The sequence below is a fragment of the Pseudomonas sp. FG47 genome (assembly GCF_057809115.1).
In genome coordinates this window covers 546539-563101 of the sequence record NZ_JBMDJI010000001.1, presented here as the reverse complement: position 1 = coordinate 563101, position 16563 = coordinate 546539, and the positions used below count along the sequence as shown (strand labels likewise).

17 protein-coding genes are annotated in these 16563 nt (G+C 65.3%); 15 read left to right on the top strand and 2 right to left on the bottom strand.

Features of this window, described 5'->3' with window-relative positions; translation table 11 throughout:
• Window positions 1-65 precede the first annotated feature (65 nt).
• The 14 genes from ACODS5_RS02600 (at window position 66) to ACODS5_RS02535 (ending at window position 13562) form a co-directional block, all read left to right on the top strand.
• A complete protein-coding gene (locus ACODS5_RS02600) occupies window positions 66-797 on the top strand; it encodes a hypothetical protein (protein WP_489107834.1) in 732 nt (243 codons plus the stop codon).
• A 135-nt stretch (window positions 798-932) separates the two neighbouring features.
• The gene (locus ACODS5_RS02595) at window positions 933-1298 is read left to right on the top strand and encodes a hypothetical protein (protein ID WP_134689821.1); all 366 of its coding nucleotides are present in this window, start codon (window positions 933-935) and stop codon (window positions 1296-1298) included.
• Between the two features lie 149 nt (window positions 1299-1447).
• Window positions 1448-2149 carry an F-box domain-containing protein gene (locus ACODS5_RS02590; RefSeq protein WP_489107833.1) on the top strand — a complete coding sequence of 234 codons (702 nt, stop codon included), beginning with the start codon at window positions 1448-1450 and terminating at the stop codon, window positions 2147-2149.
• Window positions 2146-2781, top strand: coding sequence for a hypothetical protein (locus ACODS5_RS02585; protein ID WP_167659435.1), 636 nt, complete (start codon window positions 2146-2148; stop codon window positions 2779-2781). The genes ACODS5_RS02590 and ACODS5_RS02585 overlap by 4 nt, the downstream gene beginning before the upstream one ends.
• Before the next feature lie 74 nt (window positions 2782-2855).
• Window positions 2856-3317 (top strand): Lrp/AsnC family transcriptional regulator, encoded by a 462-nt coding sequence (locus ACODS5_RS02580; protein ID WP_134689823.1) that lies wholly within the window; start codon window positions 2856-2858, stop codon window positions 3315-3317.
• Window positions 3318-3533: 216 nt separating this feature from the next.
• Window positions 3534-5216: a flavin monoamine oxidase family protein gene (locus ACODS5_RS02575; protein ID WP_489107832.1), complete on the top strand. Its 1683-nt coding sequence runs from the start codon at window positions 3534-3536 to the stop codon at window positions 5214-5216.
• 16 nt (window positions 5217-5232) lie between these two features.
• Window positions 5233-6015 carry a carbon-nitrogen hydrolase family protein gene (locus ACODS5_RS02570; protein ID WP_489107831.1) on the top strand — a complete coding sequence of 261 codons (783 nt, stop codon included), beginning with the start codon at window positions 5233-5235 and terminating at the stop codon, window positions 6013-6015.
• A 79-nt stretch (window positions 6016-6094) separates the two neighbouring features.
• Window positions 6095-8377: a pyrroloquinoline quinone biosynthesis protein PqqF gene (gene pqqF, locus ACODS5_RS02565; RefSeq protein WP_489107830.1), complete on the top strand. Its 2283-nt coding sequence runs from the start codon at window positions 6095-6097 to the stop codon at window positions 8375-8377.
• 167 nt (window positions 8378-8544) lie between these two features.
• Entirely contained in the window at window positions 8545-8616 is a 72-nt protein-coding gene (pqqA, locus tag ACODS5_RS02560) for a pyrroloquinoline quinone precursor peptide PqqA (protein WP_003243383.1), read from the top strand.
• A 79-nt stretch (window positions 8617-8695) separates the two neighbouring features.
• Window positions 8696-9607: a pyrroloquinoline quinone biosynthesis protein PqqB gene (pqqB, locus tag ACODS5_RS02555; RefSeq protein WP_489107829.1), complete on the top strand. Its 912-nt coding sequence runs from the start codon at window positions 8696-8698 to the stop codon at window positions 9605-9607.
• 27 nt (window positions 9608-9634) lie between these two features.
• A complete protein-coding gene (gene pqqC / locus ACODS5_RS02550; protein WP_177414198.1) occupies window positions 9635-10372 on the top strand; it encodes a pyrroloquinoline-quinone synthase PqqC in 738 nt (245 codons plus the stop codon).
• Window positions 10369-10644 carry a pyrroloquinoline quinone biosynthesis peptide chaperone PqqD gene (gene pqqD / locus ACODS5_RS02545; protein WP_134689829.1) on the top strand — a complete coding sequence of 92 codons (276 nt, stop codon included), beginning with the start codon at window positions 10369-10371 and terminating at the stop codon, window positions 10642-10644. The genes pqqC and pqqD overlap by 4 nt, the downstream gene beginning before the upstream one ends.
• Window positions 10616-11764, top strand: coding sequence for a pyrroloquinoline quinone biosynthesis protein PqqE (pqqE, locus tag ACODS5_RS02540; RefSeq protein WP_489107828.1), 1149 nt, complete (start codon window positions 10616-10618; stop codon window positions 11762-11764). Before pqqD ends, pqqE begins: the two co-directional genes overlap by 29 nt.
• The gene (locus ACODS5_RS02535; RefSeq protein ID WP_489107827.1) at window positions 11745-13562 is read left to right on the top strand and encodes a S9 family peptidase; all 1818 of its coding nucleotides are present in this window, start codon (window positions 11745-11747) and stop codon (window positions 13560-13562) included. The genes pqqE and ACODS5_RS02535 overlap by 20 nt, the downstream gene beginning before the upstream one ends.
• 90 nt (window positions 13563-13652) lie before the next feature.
• On the opposite strand, the gene ACODS5_RS02530 is transcribed toward ACODS5_RS02535, so the two are convergent.
• Window positions 13653-13811 (bottom strand): YqaE/Pmp3 family membrane protein, encoded by a 159-nt coding sequence (locus ACODS5_RS02530; protein ID WP_009681539.1) that lies wholly within the window; start codon window positions 13809-13811, stop codon window positions 13653-13655.
• 172 nt (window positions 13812-13983) lie between these two features.
• Window positions 13984-15261, bottom strand: a complete 1278-nt coding sequence (locus tag ACODS5_RS02525) for an aspartate aminotransferase family protein (protein ID WP_134689832.1) — start codon at window positions 15259-15261, stop codon at window positions 13984-13986.
• Between the two features lie 209 nt (window positions 15262-15470).
• On the opposite strand from ACODS5_RS02525, the gene ACODS5_RS02520 reads away from it, so the two are divergent.
• A complete protein-coding gene (locus ACODS5_RS02520; protein ID WP_134689833.1) occupies window positions 15471-16394 on the top strand; it encodes a LysR family transcriptional regulator in 924 nt (307 codons plus the stop codon).
• Window positions 16395-16563: the final 169 nt, after the last annotated feature.

Here is a 16563-nt window from a genome sequence, read left to right as displayed (position 1 = left end):
AACTCACGCCGTTGCCGGGCGTTGCAGCCTTCCAGATCAACGTGGCCAGCGCACCCCAGGTACAGATGGTGCCGAACCTGGCAACGGTGCATGCTGAACCTGCCCTCAACCGCGATGGCAAGGAAACGAACCGGTTCACAGGGCTCAAGAACCGCCAGCAAATAAGCGATGCCACTCAAGACCAAGGACGATCACCCACAATGGACACCTTCCACATCATCGGCAAGTTCAGAGCGGCCCACGACGCCTACTTCAAACTGTTGCTGGACACCTACCCGACCAAGGCACCGATCAACGACAGCTCCAAGCTTGGCGACCCGCAGTCCTGCACCCTGGCGACCGAAGTCCAGGCCTGCTTGGTCGTGCTAGGCCCAACGGCCCAGCAGCGCATGCTGCGCCTGGGTTTCGACCTGCTGTATCCGTTCAACAACATTGTCGACCAGTACAACTGGCGCGCCAGCATCATCGATCAGAACACCAATTTCACCACCTTCGCCTCCATCGCCATCCGCATCGACGCGGAACTTCAGCTCATCGAGAACGTCGTAAAATTCAGCCAATTCAGTGACTACCAAGGCATACCAAGCGATCTTTTCGCCGAGTCCAAGGCGCGCTACACCTCAACTGTCGATGCCCTTGAAATCAAAGCCCCAATGGCGGATGGCGACCCCAAACTTATCCGCAACGACGCTGACAGCGAGGCAGTGAACGGCCTGCAAAAGATCGAGCGGCAGACCAACATCTTCTCCAACATCGCCAACGTCGCCACCACGGTCAAAACCCTGCTGGGCATCTGATGCCTCGCGAATAGCGCCCAGGCAGGGCAAAGTGCCTTTAGGACACCCGTTCTATTTCGCCATCATTGCCTCCTTTCTAGAATTCCTCCATCGCTTCGGCACCGGGTCGGAGCCCAGTGATCGAGGGAACGTCACATGAACATCCAAGGACGCCTTGGGGCCCTGCTCGTTGCACCCATGCTGCTGGCACTCGCCGGCTGCGCGGCACCCGGGGGCTACAACCAGGGCACGCAGAACATGGCCAGCAGCAACTCGCCGTGCACGCCCAGCGCAACCGACAACCTGATCTCCACCGGGCGCAGCCTGCTCAGCATCGCCAACTCCGTGCTCGAGACCAAGCACAGCATGAACGGCACCTCCGCCACTTACGATCAGCGCATGCAACTGGCGGAGAATGCCCAGAAGGTCAATCAGGGCAACCAGATGCTCGACAACGTCGAGAGCATGACCGCCGGACTGAAGTCGCCCTGCGCCACCGCGCAGACCAGCGCCGCGCGCTGACATCGCCGCGAACCCTCCAGGTCGGAACAGGCCGCGCTCATGCGCGGCCTTTTTCTTGGCGTTTTCCGCAAAAGCAGGCACATAGCCATATCCCTTGCTACGATACTCCCGCGGTTCTGCCACCCCACTCTCCAGACGAAGGACGCGTCATGCTCAATGCCGTATTGGCCGGCAAGAAAAGAGGCACCGGCATGCACCATCAGGCGCTCGACCTCGAGCGCAGCGAGGGTGCGGAGGACGTGTTGACCGCTACCTTGTTCGAACGCCTGGCTTATCTGCCCGATGAACAGTTCTGCGCGGTGTTCCAGGCGTTGCTGGGCGAGCCCTTTGGTCCGTTGCAAGCCATCACCTTCTGGCCCTCCTGGCGCCTGCCCGAAGGCAGGCAGGTAGAACCCGACGTGCTGCTCAGCGATGGCAACCGCACGCTGCTGATCGAGGCCAAGCGCCATGACCATTACGATCAACAGTCTCCCGCGCAGTTGGCTCGCGAGCTCAGGGCTGGCTGGCATGCCGGGGCCTTGGAGGCCGATAGCATCCTGCTGACACTGGGAGGGCTCAAGGACAACTCGCAAGCTGGCCGGGCGCGGCTGCTCGAGCAGGTGCACAACGAGCTGGCCGACCGGCCACAGCAACCTTTCCGGCTGGTCTGCCGGAGCTGGCAACAGATGTTCCAGGCACTCGAGAGCGCGCTCGACAGCTCGTTCACCGGCAGCCAGCGCCTGCTGGAAGACCTTGCCAGGTGCTATGCCTGGCACAGCCTGAAAACCCACCCGGTGCGGTGGCTCAGCGCCCTGAAGCCGGTTCACATCGAAACGCCCACCGGCGCTTTCGCGGCATGGAGCCTGAAATGAGCGAATCTTTGGCAAACGCACTGATCGATGTACGCCGTGCTTACCGTCTGCTGGCTGATTACCAGCAGCGCATGTTCGAATTGCTCGCGTATCTGCGCGACAGCCTGGGCGCACAAGACTATTACCAGACCTACGTCCATTCGCTGCCACAACGGGTCGCCGGGCTGGAAAACCTCAAGACCAGCGGCCTGCGCTACCTGCCGTTCCATGACATGTCGGTGCTCTGGCTACGCACCCCGCAGAACCAACCTGAGCCATGGCACAGCCACCGCAAGGGCGACCTGATGTTCGGTGTTTGGGTGCGCAGCGATACGGGGTATGACAAACACACAGGCCAGTTCAGTGATCTTGCGGTCGAAGCGGCCACCAGTAAATTGGTGTTGTCGGTGGTGGTCTGCGATACCCCCGCCGAAGGCAACTGGTACCGAGACGCCTGGTTGACCATCGACTACCCGGAGGACGGGCAAGTCAACGATCAGAGCAAACCCGGCTATCGCTGCTTCGCCCAGGCCATTGGCCTGGAGCACTTGGCCGACAAGGCCGCGATCGATGCGGCGCTCCAGGCCTGGTGCCTGGCCGCCAGCCAGAAGCTCGATGTGCAGATCACCACGCATCCGCAGCCAGCGGCCTGAAGCGCCGCCACACCGTGTCTTGCCCTGGACCGTAGGAGCTGGCTAGGCTAGCGACCCGACTGCCGAGACCCACCATGCCAGACTCCCGCGCCATCGCCCTCGACGAAATCGATCGCAAGCTGATCGCCCTGCTGCAGATCAACGCCCGCGAAAGCGTCGCCACCCTCGCCCGCCACCTGGGCATCGCCCGCACCACGGTCAACTCGCGCCTGGCGCGGCTGGAAAAGAGCAAGGTCATCACCGGCTACGGCGTGCGCCTGGGCCAGCGCCTGCTCGGCGGCGGCTTGCAGGCCTATGTGGGGATCAAGGCGCAGCCGCGCTCGGGCAAGGACATCGTCCGCCGCCTGGGGGCGATGGGCCAGGTGCAGCAGTTGTGCGCGGTGAGCGGCGAATTCGACTACGTCGCCTGGCTGAGCAGCGACTCGCCGGAGCAACTGGACCAGTTGCTCGACCAGATCGGCAGCCTCGAGGGGGTAGAGAAGACCACCACGTCGATCATCCTCAGCAGCAAGGTGGACCGCGGGCAGCCAGGCTGACCATCCATGTCCCTGAACGACCGGGCCCGTAAGAAAAATCGCGATTAGCAGCGCCTTCGTCACTCTTTTACCAATAGCAGTCATTACGACGAAACAACCTTCATAACGACGCCACTCTGCCTCTTAATTACGAACTCCGCGCTTCATAAAATGGCCACCAGGCATTTTCTATACTCAGGCTCCGCCCCTGCGCAGCCTCCCTGGCAAGGTCATTACATGAACAAGAACAACCGCCACCCCGCCGACGGCAAGAAACCCATCACCATCTTCGGCCCGGACTTCCCCTTCGCCTTCGACGACTGGCTGGAGCACCCGGCCGGCCTGGGCAGCATCCCCAAGGAGCGGCATGGCGAGGAAGTAGCTATCGTCGGTGGCGGCATCGCCGGGTTGGTGGCGGCCTACGAACTGATGAAGCTGGGCCTCAAGCCGGTGGTGTACGAAGCCTCCAAACTCGGTGGCCGGCTGCGCTCGCAAGCCTTCAACGGCACCGACGGCATCGTCGCCGAACTCGGCGGCATGCGCTTTCCGGTGTCGTCCACGGCCTTCTACCACTATGTCGACAAGCTGGGCCTGGAGACCAAGCCCTTCCCCAACCCGCTGACGCCCGCCTCGGGCAGCACGGTCATCGACCTGGAAGGGCAAACCTACTACGCCGAGAACAAGGCCGACCTGCCGCAACTGTTCCACGAAGTTGCCGACGCCTGGGCCGACGCCCTGGAAAGCGGCGCGCAATTCGGCGATATCCAGCAGGCCATCCGCGACCGCGACGTGCCGCGCCTGAAAGACCTATGGAACAAACTGGTGCCGCTGTGGGACGACCGCACCTTCTACGACTTCGTCGCCACCTCGCGCTCGTTCGCCAAGCTCAGCTTCCAGCACCGCGAGGTGTTCGGCCAGGTGGGCTTCGGCACCGGTGGCTGGGACTCGGACTTCCCCAACTCGATGCTGGAAATCTTCCGCGTGGTGATGACCAATTGCGACGACCACCAGCACCTGGTGGTCGGCGGCGTCGAGCAGGTACCCCAGGGCATCTGGCGCCATGTACCGGAGCGTTGCGCCCACTGGCCGGCCGGCACCAGCCTCAAGACCCTGCACGGCGGCGCGCCGCGCGCCGGGGTCAAGCGTATCGCCCGGGCCGCCGATGGGCGCCTGGCGGTCACCGACAACTATGGCGACACCCGCCATTACGCCGCGGTGCTCACCACCTGCCAGAGCTGGCTGCTGACCACCCAGATCGACTGCGAGGAATCGCTGTTCTCGCAGAAGATGTGGATGGCCCTGGACCGCACCCGCTACATGCAGTCGTCGAAGACCTTCGTCATGGTCGACCGGCCGTTCTGGAAGGACAAGGACCCGCAGACCGGCCGCGACCTGATGAGCATGACCCTCACCGACCGCCTGACCCGCGGCACCTACCTGTTCGACAACGGCGATGACAAGCCCGGGGTGATCTGCCTGTCCTACGCCTGGATGAGCGATGCCCTGAAGATGCTCCCGCACCCTACCGAGAAGCGCGTGCAGCTGGCCCTCGACGCGCTGAAGAAGATCTACCCGAAGACCGATATCGCCGGGCATATCATCGGCGACCCTATCACCATCTCGTGGGAGGCCGACCCGCACTTCCTCGGTGCCTTCAAAGGCGCGCTGCCCGGCCATTATCGCTACAACCAACGGATGTACGCGCACTTCATGCAGGCCGACATGCCGGCCGAGCAACGCGGCATCTTCATCGCCGGTGACGACGTGTCGTGGACCCCAGCCTGGGTCGAAGGCGCGGTGCAGACTTCGCTGAACGCGGTGTGGGGTATCATGAACCACTTTGGTGGCCAGACCCACCCGGACAACCCCGGCCCGGGCGACGTGTTCGACGAGATCGGGCCAATCGCCCTGGCCGACTGAGCGAAGGAGTAGCGCCATGCGCATCGCCCTGTACCAGGGCACGCCCCAGCCCCTGGACGTGCCCGGCAATCTCGAGCGCCTGCAACGCCAGGCCCAGCTGGCCGCCGGACGCGGCGCCCAGTTGCTGGTGTGCCCGGAGATGTTCCTCAGCGGCTACAACATCGGCCTGGACCAGGTGGAACGCCTGGCCGAGGCCGAGGACGGCCCCTCGGCGATGAGTGTGGTCGAGATTGCCCAGGCGCATCGAATCGCCATCGTCTATGGCTACCCCGAGAGGGGCGAGGATGGCGCGATCTACAACAGTGTGCAGTTGATCGACGCCCATGGCCGCAGCCTGTGCAACTACCGCAAGACCCACCTGTTCGGTGAGCTCGACCGCTCGATGTTCAGCCCGGGCGCCGATCACTTCCCGGTGGTCGAGCTGGACGGCTGGAAGGTCGGTCTGCTGATCTGCTACGACATCGAGTTCCCGGAGAACGCCCGGCGCCTGGCCTTGGCCGGCGCCGAACTGATCCTGGTGCCGACGGCGAACATGACCCCCTACGACTTCGTTTGCCAGGTGACCGTGCGCTCACGGGCGCAGGAGAACCAGTGCTACCTGGTGTATGCCAACTACCGCGGCAGCGAGGGCGAGATCCACTATTGCGGCCAGAGCAGCATCGTCGGCCCGGACGGCAGCCTGCTGGCGATGGCCGGGCGCGAAGAGTGCCAGCTGCTGGCGGACCTGGAGCACGAGCGGGTAGTCGAGGGGCGCCTGGCGTTCCCCTACCTGGCGGACCTGCGCCGGGATCTGCATTAACAGCCATCCCTTGCAGGGTGTTGATAATTGGCGCTGGGCCAAACCAGACAACCTCGGCATTGCGCGCTAGCATGGCGCTATGTCCGACGCCATCCGCCACCTCACCCTCGCCAACGGCCTGCACCTGACCCTGCGCCACGCGCCACGCCTCAAACGGGCGGCGGCGGCGCTGCGAGTGCATGCCGGCAGCCACGACGCACCGGCGCGCTGGCCGGGCCTGGCGCACTTTCTCGAGCACCTGTTCTTCCTGGGTACCGAGCGTTTCCCACTGGACGACGGCCTGATGCGCTACGTGCAGGGCCTGGGCGGCCAGGTCAATGCCAGCACCCGCGAACGCACCACCGATTTCTTCTTCGAAGTGCCCCCTGCAGCGCTGGCCGGTGGGTTGGAGCGCCTGTGCCAGATGCTCGCCGAACCCGACCTGAGCCCTGAGCGCCAGCAGCCCGAGCGCGAGGTGATCCACGCCGAGTTCATCGCCTGGTCGCGCAACCCCGAGGCCCAACAGCAGTTCGCCTTGCTCCAGTCGGTTGCCGCCAATCATCCGCTCAGGGCCTTCCACGCCGGTAACCGCTACAGCCTGCCGCTAAGGGATGCGGCGTTCCAACAGGCGCTGCAACAGTTTCACCGGCGCTTCTATCAAGGCAGCCGGATCACCCTGAGCCTGGCAGGCCCTCAACCGCTGGAAGCACTGGAAGCATTGGCCAGACGCCTGGGCGCGCAGTTCGCCGCGGGCACCTCGGCAGATCGCTCCACGCCACCCCGGTTGCGCGACGGCCCACTGCGCTCGCCCAGCACGCAGGACCTGCTGTTTGCCCACGAGCACCTCCCGGCACAAGCCGAGCAAGCCCTTGAGCTGCTGCTGGACCTGCTCAGCGATAGCCGCCCGGGCGGCTGGCTGGCCGAACTGCGCCAGCGAGGCTGGCTGCACAACTGCAAGGCGCAGCGCCTGTACAGCCATGCCGGCCAGCTGCTGTGGCACGTGCGGCTGCAACTGACGGCCCAGGCCGATGCCACACAAGCCCAACAGCTGTTGCACAGCTGGCTCGGTTTCGTTCGCCAGCAGGGTGGACAGCGGCTGAACGTCGCCTTCGGGCAATTGCAACAACGCCGTGAGCAGGCGGCCAGCGCGCTGGAGCTGGCCCGCCGCGACAGTGCCGGCCAGCCCTACCAAGCACTCGCCCGACAAGGCCTGGCCGCCCTGGATGCACTACTAGCCGATCTCCCGCAGGGCTGCGCCGGCCCCTGGCATCTGCCACCGGCCGAACCACTGCTGGCGACAACGCCACCGGCCCGAAACGCCGCCTTGCCGCCGGGCCTGACGGTCAGCGATGCGCTGCCCGCCTCGCGCCAGTTCGCCACGCTCTACCTGCGCTGGCACCTGCCCTCGGCGGCGCGCGTACTGCCCGTGCTCGAGCGCGCCCTGCAAACGCTCCGTGAGCGTGCCGAACGCGCCGCAGTGCAACTGGACCTGGAAGCCACTGGCGCCTACCTGCAACTGCGTGTCGGCGGCTATCCGTTGGCGGTGGTGAGCGCGGCGGCAGAGGCGCTCGAGCAAATCAGCACGCCAGCCCGCGAACACTGGCAGGCCACGGCAGCCAGCGAACCGGCGCTGATCCCTATCCGCGCCTTGCTCAAGGCCCTGCCGGACATCCTTGACCCGGCAGCAGCCCAAGGCCACTCCGCCGGCGATCTCGCCTCGCCCTGGCAGCAGGCCCGCTGGCAAGGCCTGGCCATCGGCTTCGACCAAGCCAGCCGCGACGCCCTCGGCGCGGCCGTGCAGGCCATCCCTGGGCAGCCTGGCGAGCCGCCAGCCAGGCGCCACTTCACTGGGCGCCACTGGCATCAGGTGCACACCCCTGGCAGCGAGCCGGCCCTGTTACTGTTCTGCCCGCTGCCAGACACCCTGCAAGCCAGCGGCCGCCTGCTCGCGCACCTGTTGCAAGGGCCGGTTTACCAGCGCTTGCGGGTCGAACTGCAACTGGGTTATGCGGTGTTCAGCGCCTTTCGCCAGGTTGCCGGGCACGGCGGGCTGCTATTCGGCGTACAATCGCCGAAGGCCGGCCAGGCCGAGGTGCTTGGCCACCTGACCACGCTGCTGCAGGAGGGCGTGCAACTGGCCGCCGACAGCCGCCAACAACTGGCCGAGCAGTTCAGCGAAGCGGCCATGGCCAATGCCGAAGTCGCGCACTGGGCCTGGCAGGCACATATGGCGACACAAAATCCGCGGCTGGCTTGCATGCGCCAGTCTATCCTGACTGTCGAACAGCGCGATCTGGAGGCGCTACTGCAGCAGTTACTGGCAGCCGAACATGGCTGGCTATGCTTGGCCAACGCCGCCGCCCCAGAGGCTCATTGGCACTGAGCGCGGCGCGGATTGTTACCAAGCCTGCAAGGGCGCATTTCGAATAATTAACCTTTCGGTACAAATTTTTCTTGTAAGATAGCGCAATCTCAGCCAATGGAACCTCTGCCCCCAGACGGTACCCAATGATGAGCTGACCCCAAAACCCATCCGGAAGGAGCAAGCCCATGTGGACCAAACCTGCATACACTGACCTGCGTATCGGCTTCGAAGTGACCATGTACTTCGCCAACCGCTAAGCGGCAGCGCGACCAGACGCCTCGGCCCGCCGGGGCGTCGTCGTTTTCGAATCACCGTTTCCTGCTTCAGAGGGCGCCCATGTACATCCAGATTCTCGGCTCGGCCGCTGGCGGCGGTTTCCCCCAGTGGAACTGCAACTGCGTCAACTGCAAGGGCTACCGCGACGGCACCCTGCGCGCCACGGCGCGTACCCAGTCGTCCATCGCCCTGTCCGACGACGGCGAGCACTGGATTCTGTGCAATGCCTCGCCGGACATCCGCGCCCAGCTTCAGGCCTTCGCGCCGATGCAGCCGGCCCGTGCCCTGCGTGACACCGGTATCGATGCCATCGTCCTGCTCGACAGCCAGATCGACCACACCACCGGCCTGCTCAGCCTGCGCGAAGGCTGCCCGCACCAGGTGTGGTGCACCGACATGGTCCACCAGGACCTGACCACCGGTTTCCCGCTGTTCAACATGCTCAGCCACTGGAACGGCGGGCTGGTGTGGAACCGCATCGACCTCGACACCAGCTTCGTCATCGGCGCCTGCCCGAACCTGCGTTTCACCCCCTTCCCGCTGCGCAGCGCCGCGCCGCCCTACTCGCCGCACCGTTTCGACCCGCACCCCGGCGACAACCTCGGGCTGCTGGTGGAGGACACCCGCACCGGCGGCAAGCTGTTCTACGCGCCGGGCCTGGGCCAGGTCGACGCCAAGCTGCTGGAGATGATGCACGGCGCCGATTGCCTGCTGGTCGACGGCACCCTGTGGGAGGATGATGAGATGCAGCGCCGCGGTGTCGGCACCCGCAGCGGAAGCGAGATGGGCCACCTGGCGCAGAACGGCGCGGGCGGCATGCTCGAGGTGCTGGACGGCTTCCCACGCCAGCGCAAGGTGCTTATCCATATCAACAACACCAATCCGATCCTCGACGAAGACTCGCCAGAACGTGCCGAAGTACAGCGCCGCGGCGTGGAAGTCGCCTTCGATGGCATGAGTATCGAGCTGTAAGGAGGCCCTGTGAGCGACGCAACGCCGATGTCCCCTGCCGAGTTCGAGCAGGCCCTGCGCGCCAAGGGCGCCTACTATCACATCCATCACCCCTACCACGTGGCGATGTATGAAGGCCGTGCCAGCCGCGAGCAGATCCAGGGCTGGGTGGCCAACCGCTTCTACTACCAGGTGAACATCCCGATGAAGGATGCGGCGATCCTGGCCAACTGCCCGGACCGCGAAATCCGCCGCGAGTGGATCCAGCGCCTGCTCGACCACGATGGCGCACCCGGCGAGGACGGCGGCATCGAGGCCTGGTTGCGCCTAGGTCAGGCCGTGGGCCTGGACCCAGACCAACTGCGCAGCCAGGAACTGGTGCTGCCCGGGGTGCGCTTTGCCGTGGACGCCTACGTCAACTTCGCCCGTCGCGCCAGCTGGCAGGAGGCCGCCAGCAGCTCGCTGACCGAGCTGTTCGCCCCGCAGATCCACCAATCGCGCCTGGACAGCTGGCCGCAGCACTATCCGTGGATCGACCCGGCCGGCTATGAATACTTCCGTACCCGCCTGGGCCAGGCCCGGCGTGATGTGGAACACGGCCTGGCGATCACCCTGCAGCACTACACCACCCGCCAAGGGCAGGAGCGCATGCTGGAGATCCTGCAATTCAAACTGGATATCCTGTGGAGCATGCTCGATGCCATGAGCATGGCCTATGAACTGAACCGCCCGCCGTACCACAGCGTCACCGCCGAGCGGGTCTGGCACAAGGGGATCGCCCTATGAGTTTCGACCGTCAACAGGTGCCCGCCTGGCGCCCAGGCTACCGTTTCCAATACGAGCCGGCACAGAAGGGCCACGTGCTGCTGTACCCCGAGGGCATGATCAAGCTCAACGACAGTGCCGGGCTGATCGGCGGCCTGGTCGATGGCCAGCGCTCGGTGGCGGCGATCATCGCCGAGCTTGAACAGCAATTCCCCGGTGTGCCCGAAGTCGCCGACGACATCGAGCAATTCATGGAGGTGGCCCGTGCCGAACATTGGATCACCCTCGCCTGAGGTGCCGGTCGGCCTGCCGCTGTGGCTGTTGGCCGAGCTGACCTACCGCTGCCCGCTGCAGTGCCCGTACTGCTCCAACCCCCTGGACTTCGCCACGCAAGGCCAGGAACTGAGCACCGAGCAGTGGTTCAAGGTAATGGCCGAAGCCCGCGAGATGGGCGCCGCGCAGATTGGTTTTTCCGGCGGAGAACCGCTGGTGCGCCAGGACCTCGCCGAACTGATCGGCGAGGCCCGGCGCCTGGGCTACTACACCAACCTGATCACCTCCGGCATCGGCCTGACCGAGCAGAAGATCGCCGCGTTCAAGCAGGCCGGGCTGGACCATATCCAGATCAGCTTCCAGGCCAGCGACGAGCAGGTGAACAACCTGCTGGCCGGCTCGAAGAAGGCCTTCGCGCAGAAGCTGGAGATGGCCCGGGCGGTAAAGGCCCACGGCTACCCGATGGTGCTCAACTTCGTCACCCATCGGCACAACATCGACAAGATCGACCGCATCATCGAGCTGTGCATCGCCCTGGAGGCCGATTTCGTCGAGCTGGCCACCTGCCAGTTCTACGGCTGGGCGCACCTCAACCGCCTAGGCCTGCTGCCGACCCGCGCCCAGCTGGAACGGGCCGAACGCATCACCAATGAGTACCGCGACAAACTCAAGGCCGAAGGCAGCCCATGCAAGCTGATCTTCGTTACCCCCGACTACTACGAAGAGCGCCCCAAGGCCTGCATGAACGGCTGGGGCAGCCTGTTCCTGACCATCACCCCGGACGGCACCGCCCTGCCCTGCCATGGCGCGCGCCAACTGCCGGTGCAGTTCCCCAATGTGCGCGAGCACGACCTGCGCCACATCTGGTACGACTCGTTCGGCTTCAACCGCTTCCGCGGCTATGACTGGATGCCCGAGCCGTGCCGCTCGTGCGACGAGAAGGAAAAGGACTTCGGCGGCTGCCGCTGCCAGGCTTTCATGCTCACCGGCGACGCCAGCAAGGCCGACCCGGTGTGCGCCAAGTCACCCGACCACGGCATCATCCTCAAGGCCCGCGAGGACGCCGAACACGCGACGCTGGAGATCGAACAGATGACCTTCCGCAACCAACGCAACTCCCATGTCATTGCCCGTGGCTGAGTTCAGCGCCGCCCAGGCGGTGGCCGCAGGCACCGACTTCGCCGAACTCAAGGTCGGCGCGCTGGGCCTGTTCTGGAACGAGTTCCGCCCCGCCGATGGCGCCTGCCGGATCTGGCAGTGGCGCGAGCAACAGGCCCACTGCCTGACCCCCGACGGCTTCAGTGTGCGCAGCCGGGTCTATGAATATGGCGGTGGCAGCTTCTGCCTGGCCGAGCACGGCCTGGTGTTCGTCAACGAGCACGACCAGCAGGTCTACACCCAGGCGCTGGATGGTTCGGCGCCGCGCGCCCTCACCCATGACCAGGCCTGTCGCTATGGCGACGTGCATTGGCACGCCGGGCAGGTACTGGCGGTGGAGGAAAGCCATGGCGAGCAGGTGGTCCATCGGCTGGTCAGCCTGGCCGCAGGCAGCCGTGAAGTCCTCGCTGAAGGCGCTGACTTCTATGCCACGCCGACCCTGAGCGACAACGGCCAGCGCCTGGCCTGGATCGAATGGGATCGCCCCGCGCAGCCATGGACCCACACCCGCCTGATGTGCCGCGAGCGCGGCCCGGCTGGCGATTGGGGGCCGGCACGCTGCATCGCCGGACAGGACGAGTCGCTGCAGCAACCGCGCTTCGATACCGCAGGACGCCTGTACTGCCTGTCGGACCACGACGGTTTCTGGCAGCCCTGGGGTGAAGTCGACGAACGCTGGCAAGCCTTGCCCGCCACCAACGCCGACCATGCCGCCGCACCCTGGCAACTGGGCCCCTGCACCTGGCTGGCGCTGGGCCCTGCCAGCTACCTGGCCAGCTGGTTCGAAGAAGGCTTCGGACAACTGGGGCTACGCACGGACAGCGGTGAAGTGCAGCGCTACGCCAGCGCCTACAGCCGCTTTCGCAGCCTGGCCCTGGATGCCGACTCCCTCTATGCCATCGCCGCCTCGCCCATCAGCCCGCCGGCAGTCATCGCCATCGACCGGCGCAGCCACGAGGTACGGGTGCTGGCGGGCGGGGCCGAGGTGTTGCCCGCCGAACACATCAGCCAGCCACAGCCAATTCGCTATGCCAGCGGCGATGGCATGGCCCACGGGTTCTTCTACCCGGCGATGACCAGCAACGGCCCCGCGCCGCTGGTGGTGTTCATCCATGGCGGGCCGACCTCGGCCTGCTACCCGGTGCTCGACCCGCGTATCCAGTACTGGGCCCAGCGCGGCTTCGCCGTCGCCGACCTCAACTACCGGGGCAGCAGCGGCTATGGCCGTGCCTATCGCCAGGCCCTGCACTTGCGCTGGGGCGAAAGCGATGTGCAGGATGCTTGCGCGGTGGTGGCATACCTGGCCGAACAGGGGCTGGTCGACCCTCGCCAGGCGTTCATTCGCGGTGGCAGCGCGGGCGGCTACACCACCCTCTGCGCGCTGGCCTTCCACAAGGTGTTCCGCGGCGGCGCCAGCCTATATGGCGTCAGCGACCCCGTGGCGCTTGGGCAGGCCACCCACAAGTTCGAAGGGGATTACCTGGACTGGCTGATCGGCGACCCCGTGAAGGATGCCGAACGCTACCGCCAGCGCACGCCGCTGCTGCATGCCGGGCAAATCCAGGTACCGGTGATCTTCTTCCAGGGTGAACTGGACGCGGTAGTCGTGCCAGCGCAGACCCGCTCGATGCTCGAGGCCTTGCAGGCCAACGGCATTGCCGCCGAGGGGCATTTCTACCCAGGCGAGCGACATGGCTTTCGCCAGGCGGCGAATCTGGCCCATGCGCTCGAAGAGGAATGGAAGTTCTATTGCCGGGTCTTGGCCACAGAGCCTCTGTAGGCGCCACGGTGAATGGCACCGGCTGCGCCGGTGTTCGCCGGCAAGGGCGGCTCCTACGAGGTTTGCGGTATGCCTCGCCCCTGAGGGTCTTCAGCGCTTGGCGATGATATACACCGCATGCACGATCCCGGGGATATACCCCAACAACGTCAGCAGGATGTTCAACCAGAATGCCCCGCCAAAGCCAACCTGAAGGAACACGCCCAGCGGCGGCAGGATGATGGCGATGATGATGCGAATGAAATCCATGCGATGCGCTCCTTGAGGGTGTTTCATCACAGACTAGCCTCGCTTCGCAGAGGTTCCCTGCGCATAATGCCCGCGCTGTGCAACAGGCAAAAAAAACGCCCCGAGCCAAATATTTCAGGCCAGGGGCGATGCGCAGAAACGCGAGACGGTTCGTTGAAATTCTGTGGGCCGCTCAGGCCGGCATCTCCCGGCGGCTGTGTTGCTGGGCATGCAGCCGGGCAAAGGCGCGGGCCAGGCGCAGGAGCATCTCGTCGATGTTGCCCTGGCTCACGGTCAGCGCCGGCGAAAAGCGCACCACGTCGGCCTGTGGGGCATTGAGCAACAGCCCTTCATGCAAGGCGGCCTCGACCAGTTCGGCGGCCACGCCTTCACGCATCTGCAAGGCCCAGAGCAGCCCCTGTCCGCGCACCTCACCCTGGCCATAGCGACCCGCCAGGCGGCTCAGGCCATCGCGCAGGTGCCGGCCCCTATCCATCACCTGGTCGAAGAAGCCCGGCTCCAGCACCGTGCTCAGCACCGCCAGCCCGGCCGCGCTCATCAGCGCATTGCCATGGTGGCTGCCCGCCAGCTCGCCAGGCTCGGCGCAGCAGGCGCTACCCCGCGCCAGCAGCGCTGCCAGGGGCACGCCGCCACCCAGGCCCTTGCCCAGGGTGACGATGTCGGCGCGCACGCCGTAGGTCTGCTCGGCCAGCAAGGCGCCGCAACGTCCGATCCCGGTCTGCACCTCGTCGAGGATCAGCAGGATGCCCAGCTCCCGGCACAGCCGCTCGACGCCCTTGAGGTAGTCGGCGCTGGCCGGGATCACCCCGGCTTCGCCCTGGATCGGCTCGAGCATGATCGCCACGGTGCGCGAGTCGACCGCGGCATGCAGCGCCGCCAGGTCGTTGAACGGCACCTTGCTAAAGCCCGGCAGGCCCGGCTCGCAGCGGTTGCACGGTAGCGGGTCGGAGGCCGACAACGCCCCCAGGCTACGGCCATGGCAGCCCTGGCTGGCGGTGATGATGTGATAGGCGCCATTGCGGTGCAGTTGCCCCCATTTGCGCGCCAGCTTGATCGCCCCTTCGCAGGCCTCGGCACCGCTGTTGAGCAGGTAGGCCTGGTCGCTGCCGGTGCTCTGGCACAGTTGCTCGACCAGGCTCAACAGCGCGCGGCTGTGATAGCCAGCGCCAGGGTTGATCAACGCCTGGGCCTGGTTGCCCAGCGCCTTGACCAGCGCGCTCGGGCTGTGGCCCAGGCTGTTGACCGCACAGCCCTGGGTAAAGTCCAGGTAGGCGTGCCCTTCGTTGTCCCACAACCACGAGCCCTGGCCACGCACGAACATCTGCGCCGCGCGCTCGGCGCTGGGCATCAGCCGCTCGCGGCTGGGCTGCGCGGTGGCCGGCGCCAGCGCCGGGGCACGCTTGGGCTCGGCCACGGCAGGTGCCGAGCGGCGCAGGTTGAACAGGTTCATCGAGGCTCCAGCCAATCACGGTGTCAGGCGGCCAAGGCCCCGGTCGAACGCCGGAGGGTATATTTTGCCTTGCCTATCAAAAGTGTTTTTCATCCAAGGTAACAATCGCCTGTATAAGCGCTGTAACCCGCTGGAATACGGCGATAGACTAGGCCCCAAGCCGATGTCCGGCCATTTCGTTTTTCCAGCTTTTTCGATAAGTAATAGTTATGGATTTTCGTCAACTGCGTTACTTCGTCGCGGTCTACGAGGAAGGCCATGTCGGCCGCGCCGCCGAGCGCCTGTCGCTGTCCCAGCCGGCCCTGTCGCAACAGATCCGTCAGCTGGAGCACAGCCTCGACCTGAACCTGTTCGAGCGCAGCAACAAGCGCCTGTTGCCGACCCTTGCCGCCCACACCCTGTACAACCACGCCGGCCCCCTGCTCGAAGGTTTGCAGCGGGCCCACGAGGCCATGCGCAACTTCAAGGGACAGTCGCTACGCACCCTGGCCATCGGCGTGCTGCAAACCGTCCGCCCCAGCCTGGTGCCGCAACTGCTAGAACGGGTGCGCAAGGCCCAACCGCATCTTGTGGTACAGATCTACGAGCTGTCAGGTTCAGAGATCGAGCGGCGTCTGCTCAACGGCAGCCTGGACATCGGCATCAGCTACCTGCCACCGCGCCAACCGGGGCTGCACGGCCTGCTGCTGTACGAAGACGAACTGCAATTGGTGATCCCCAAGACTCACCCGCTGAAGGACTTCAAGAAGGTCTCGATCCGCCAGGCGGCGGAGCTGCCGCTGCTGATGCTCGGCGAGGAGTTCCAGATCCGCCAGATCTGGAAGGCGCAACTGGCCAACCAAGGCCGCCGGCCGCAGGTGCAGGCCGAGATGAACAACATGGCGGGGATCCTCGACAGCCTGGCGCATACCGCCCTGGCCACCATCCTGCCGGGCCGCGCCAAGGATGCCGCCCAGGATGACCAGGAACTGCTGTGGAAGCCATTGAGCGAACCGCGGGTGCCCTTGAAGGTCGGCCTGGTGTTCCGCGACGCGCAGCGCCAGCAGGCCTCGGTGGAGCTGTTGCGCGCCTTGCTCGAGGAAGAGACAGATACCCGGCCCCTGGGTGTATCGCCGCTTGATGTGCTCGGCTGACAAATCACGCGCACAAAGAAAACCCCGCCGAAGCGGGGTTTCCCAGACTGTTTCCCTTTGACATCCCTATCACCCCGCCTCCCTGGCAGGAAATCCTTTCGTGTCCCTGTTCTGTCCATTGCGCTTCCTGCGCTACGTCCATGTGACAAAGAGTAACCGTGGATCCAAT

Coding starts and splice junctions, on each gene's coding strand:
- pqqD (WP_134689829.1), top strand. CDS start 10,369: ATGAGTTTCGACCGTCAACAGGTGCCCGCCTGGCGCCCAGGCTACCGT.
- ACODS5_RS02595 (WP_134689821.1), top strand. CDS start 933: ATGAACATCCAAGGACGCCTTGGGGCCCTGCTCGTTGCACCCATGCTG.
- ACODS5_RS02520 (WP_134689833.1), top strand. CDS start 15,471: ATGGATTTTCGTCAACTGCGTTACTTCGTCGCGGTCTACGAGGAAGGC.
- ACODS5_RS02585 (WP_167659435.1), top strand. CDS start 2,146: ATGAGCGAATCTTTGGCAAACGCACTGATCGATGTACGCCGTGCTTAC.
- ACODS5_RS02600 (WP_489107834.1), top strand. CDS start 66: ATGGTGCCGAACCTGGCAACGGTGCATGCTGAACCTGCCCTCAACCGC.
- ACODS5_RS02580 (WP_134689823.1), top strand. CDS start 2,856: ATGCCAGACTCCCGCGCCATCGCCCTCGACGAAATCGATCGCAAGCTG.
- ACODS5_RS02570 (WP_489107831.1), top strand. CDS start 5,233: ATGCGCATCGCCCTGTACCAGGGCACGCCCCAGCCCCTGGACGTGCCC.
- ACODS5_RS02525 (WP_134689832.1), bottom strand. CDS start 15,261: ATGAACCTGTTCAACCTGCGCCGCTCGGCACCTGCCGTGGCCGAGCCC.
- ACODS5_RS02575 (WP_489107832.1), top strand. CDS start 3,534: ATGAACAAGAACAACCGCCACCCCGCCGACGGCAAGAAACCCATCACC.
- ACODS5_RS02535 (WP_489107827.1), top strand. CDS start 11,745: ATGTCATTGCCCGTGGCTGAGTTCAGCGCCGCCCAGGCGGTGGCCGCA.
- ACODS5_RS02590 (WP_489107833.1), top strand. CDS start 1,448: ATGCTCAATGCCGTATTGGCCGGCAAGAAAAGAGGCACCGGCATGCAC.
- pqqC (WP_177414198.1), top strand. CDS start 9,635: ATGTCCCCTGCCGAGTTCGAGCAGGCCCTGCGCGCCAAGGGCGCCTAC.
- ACODS5_RS02530 (WP_009681539.1), bottom strand. CDS start 13,811: ATGGATTTCATTCGCATCATCATCGCCATCATCCTGCCGCCGCTGGGC.
- pqqF (WP_489107830.1), top strand. CDS start 6,095: ATGTCCGACGCCATCCGCCACCTCACCCTCGCCAACGGCCTGCACCTG.
- pqqB (WP_489107829.1), top strand. CDS start 8,696: ATGTACATCCAGATTCTCGGCTCGGCCGCTGGCGGCGGTTTCCCCCAG.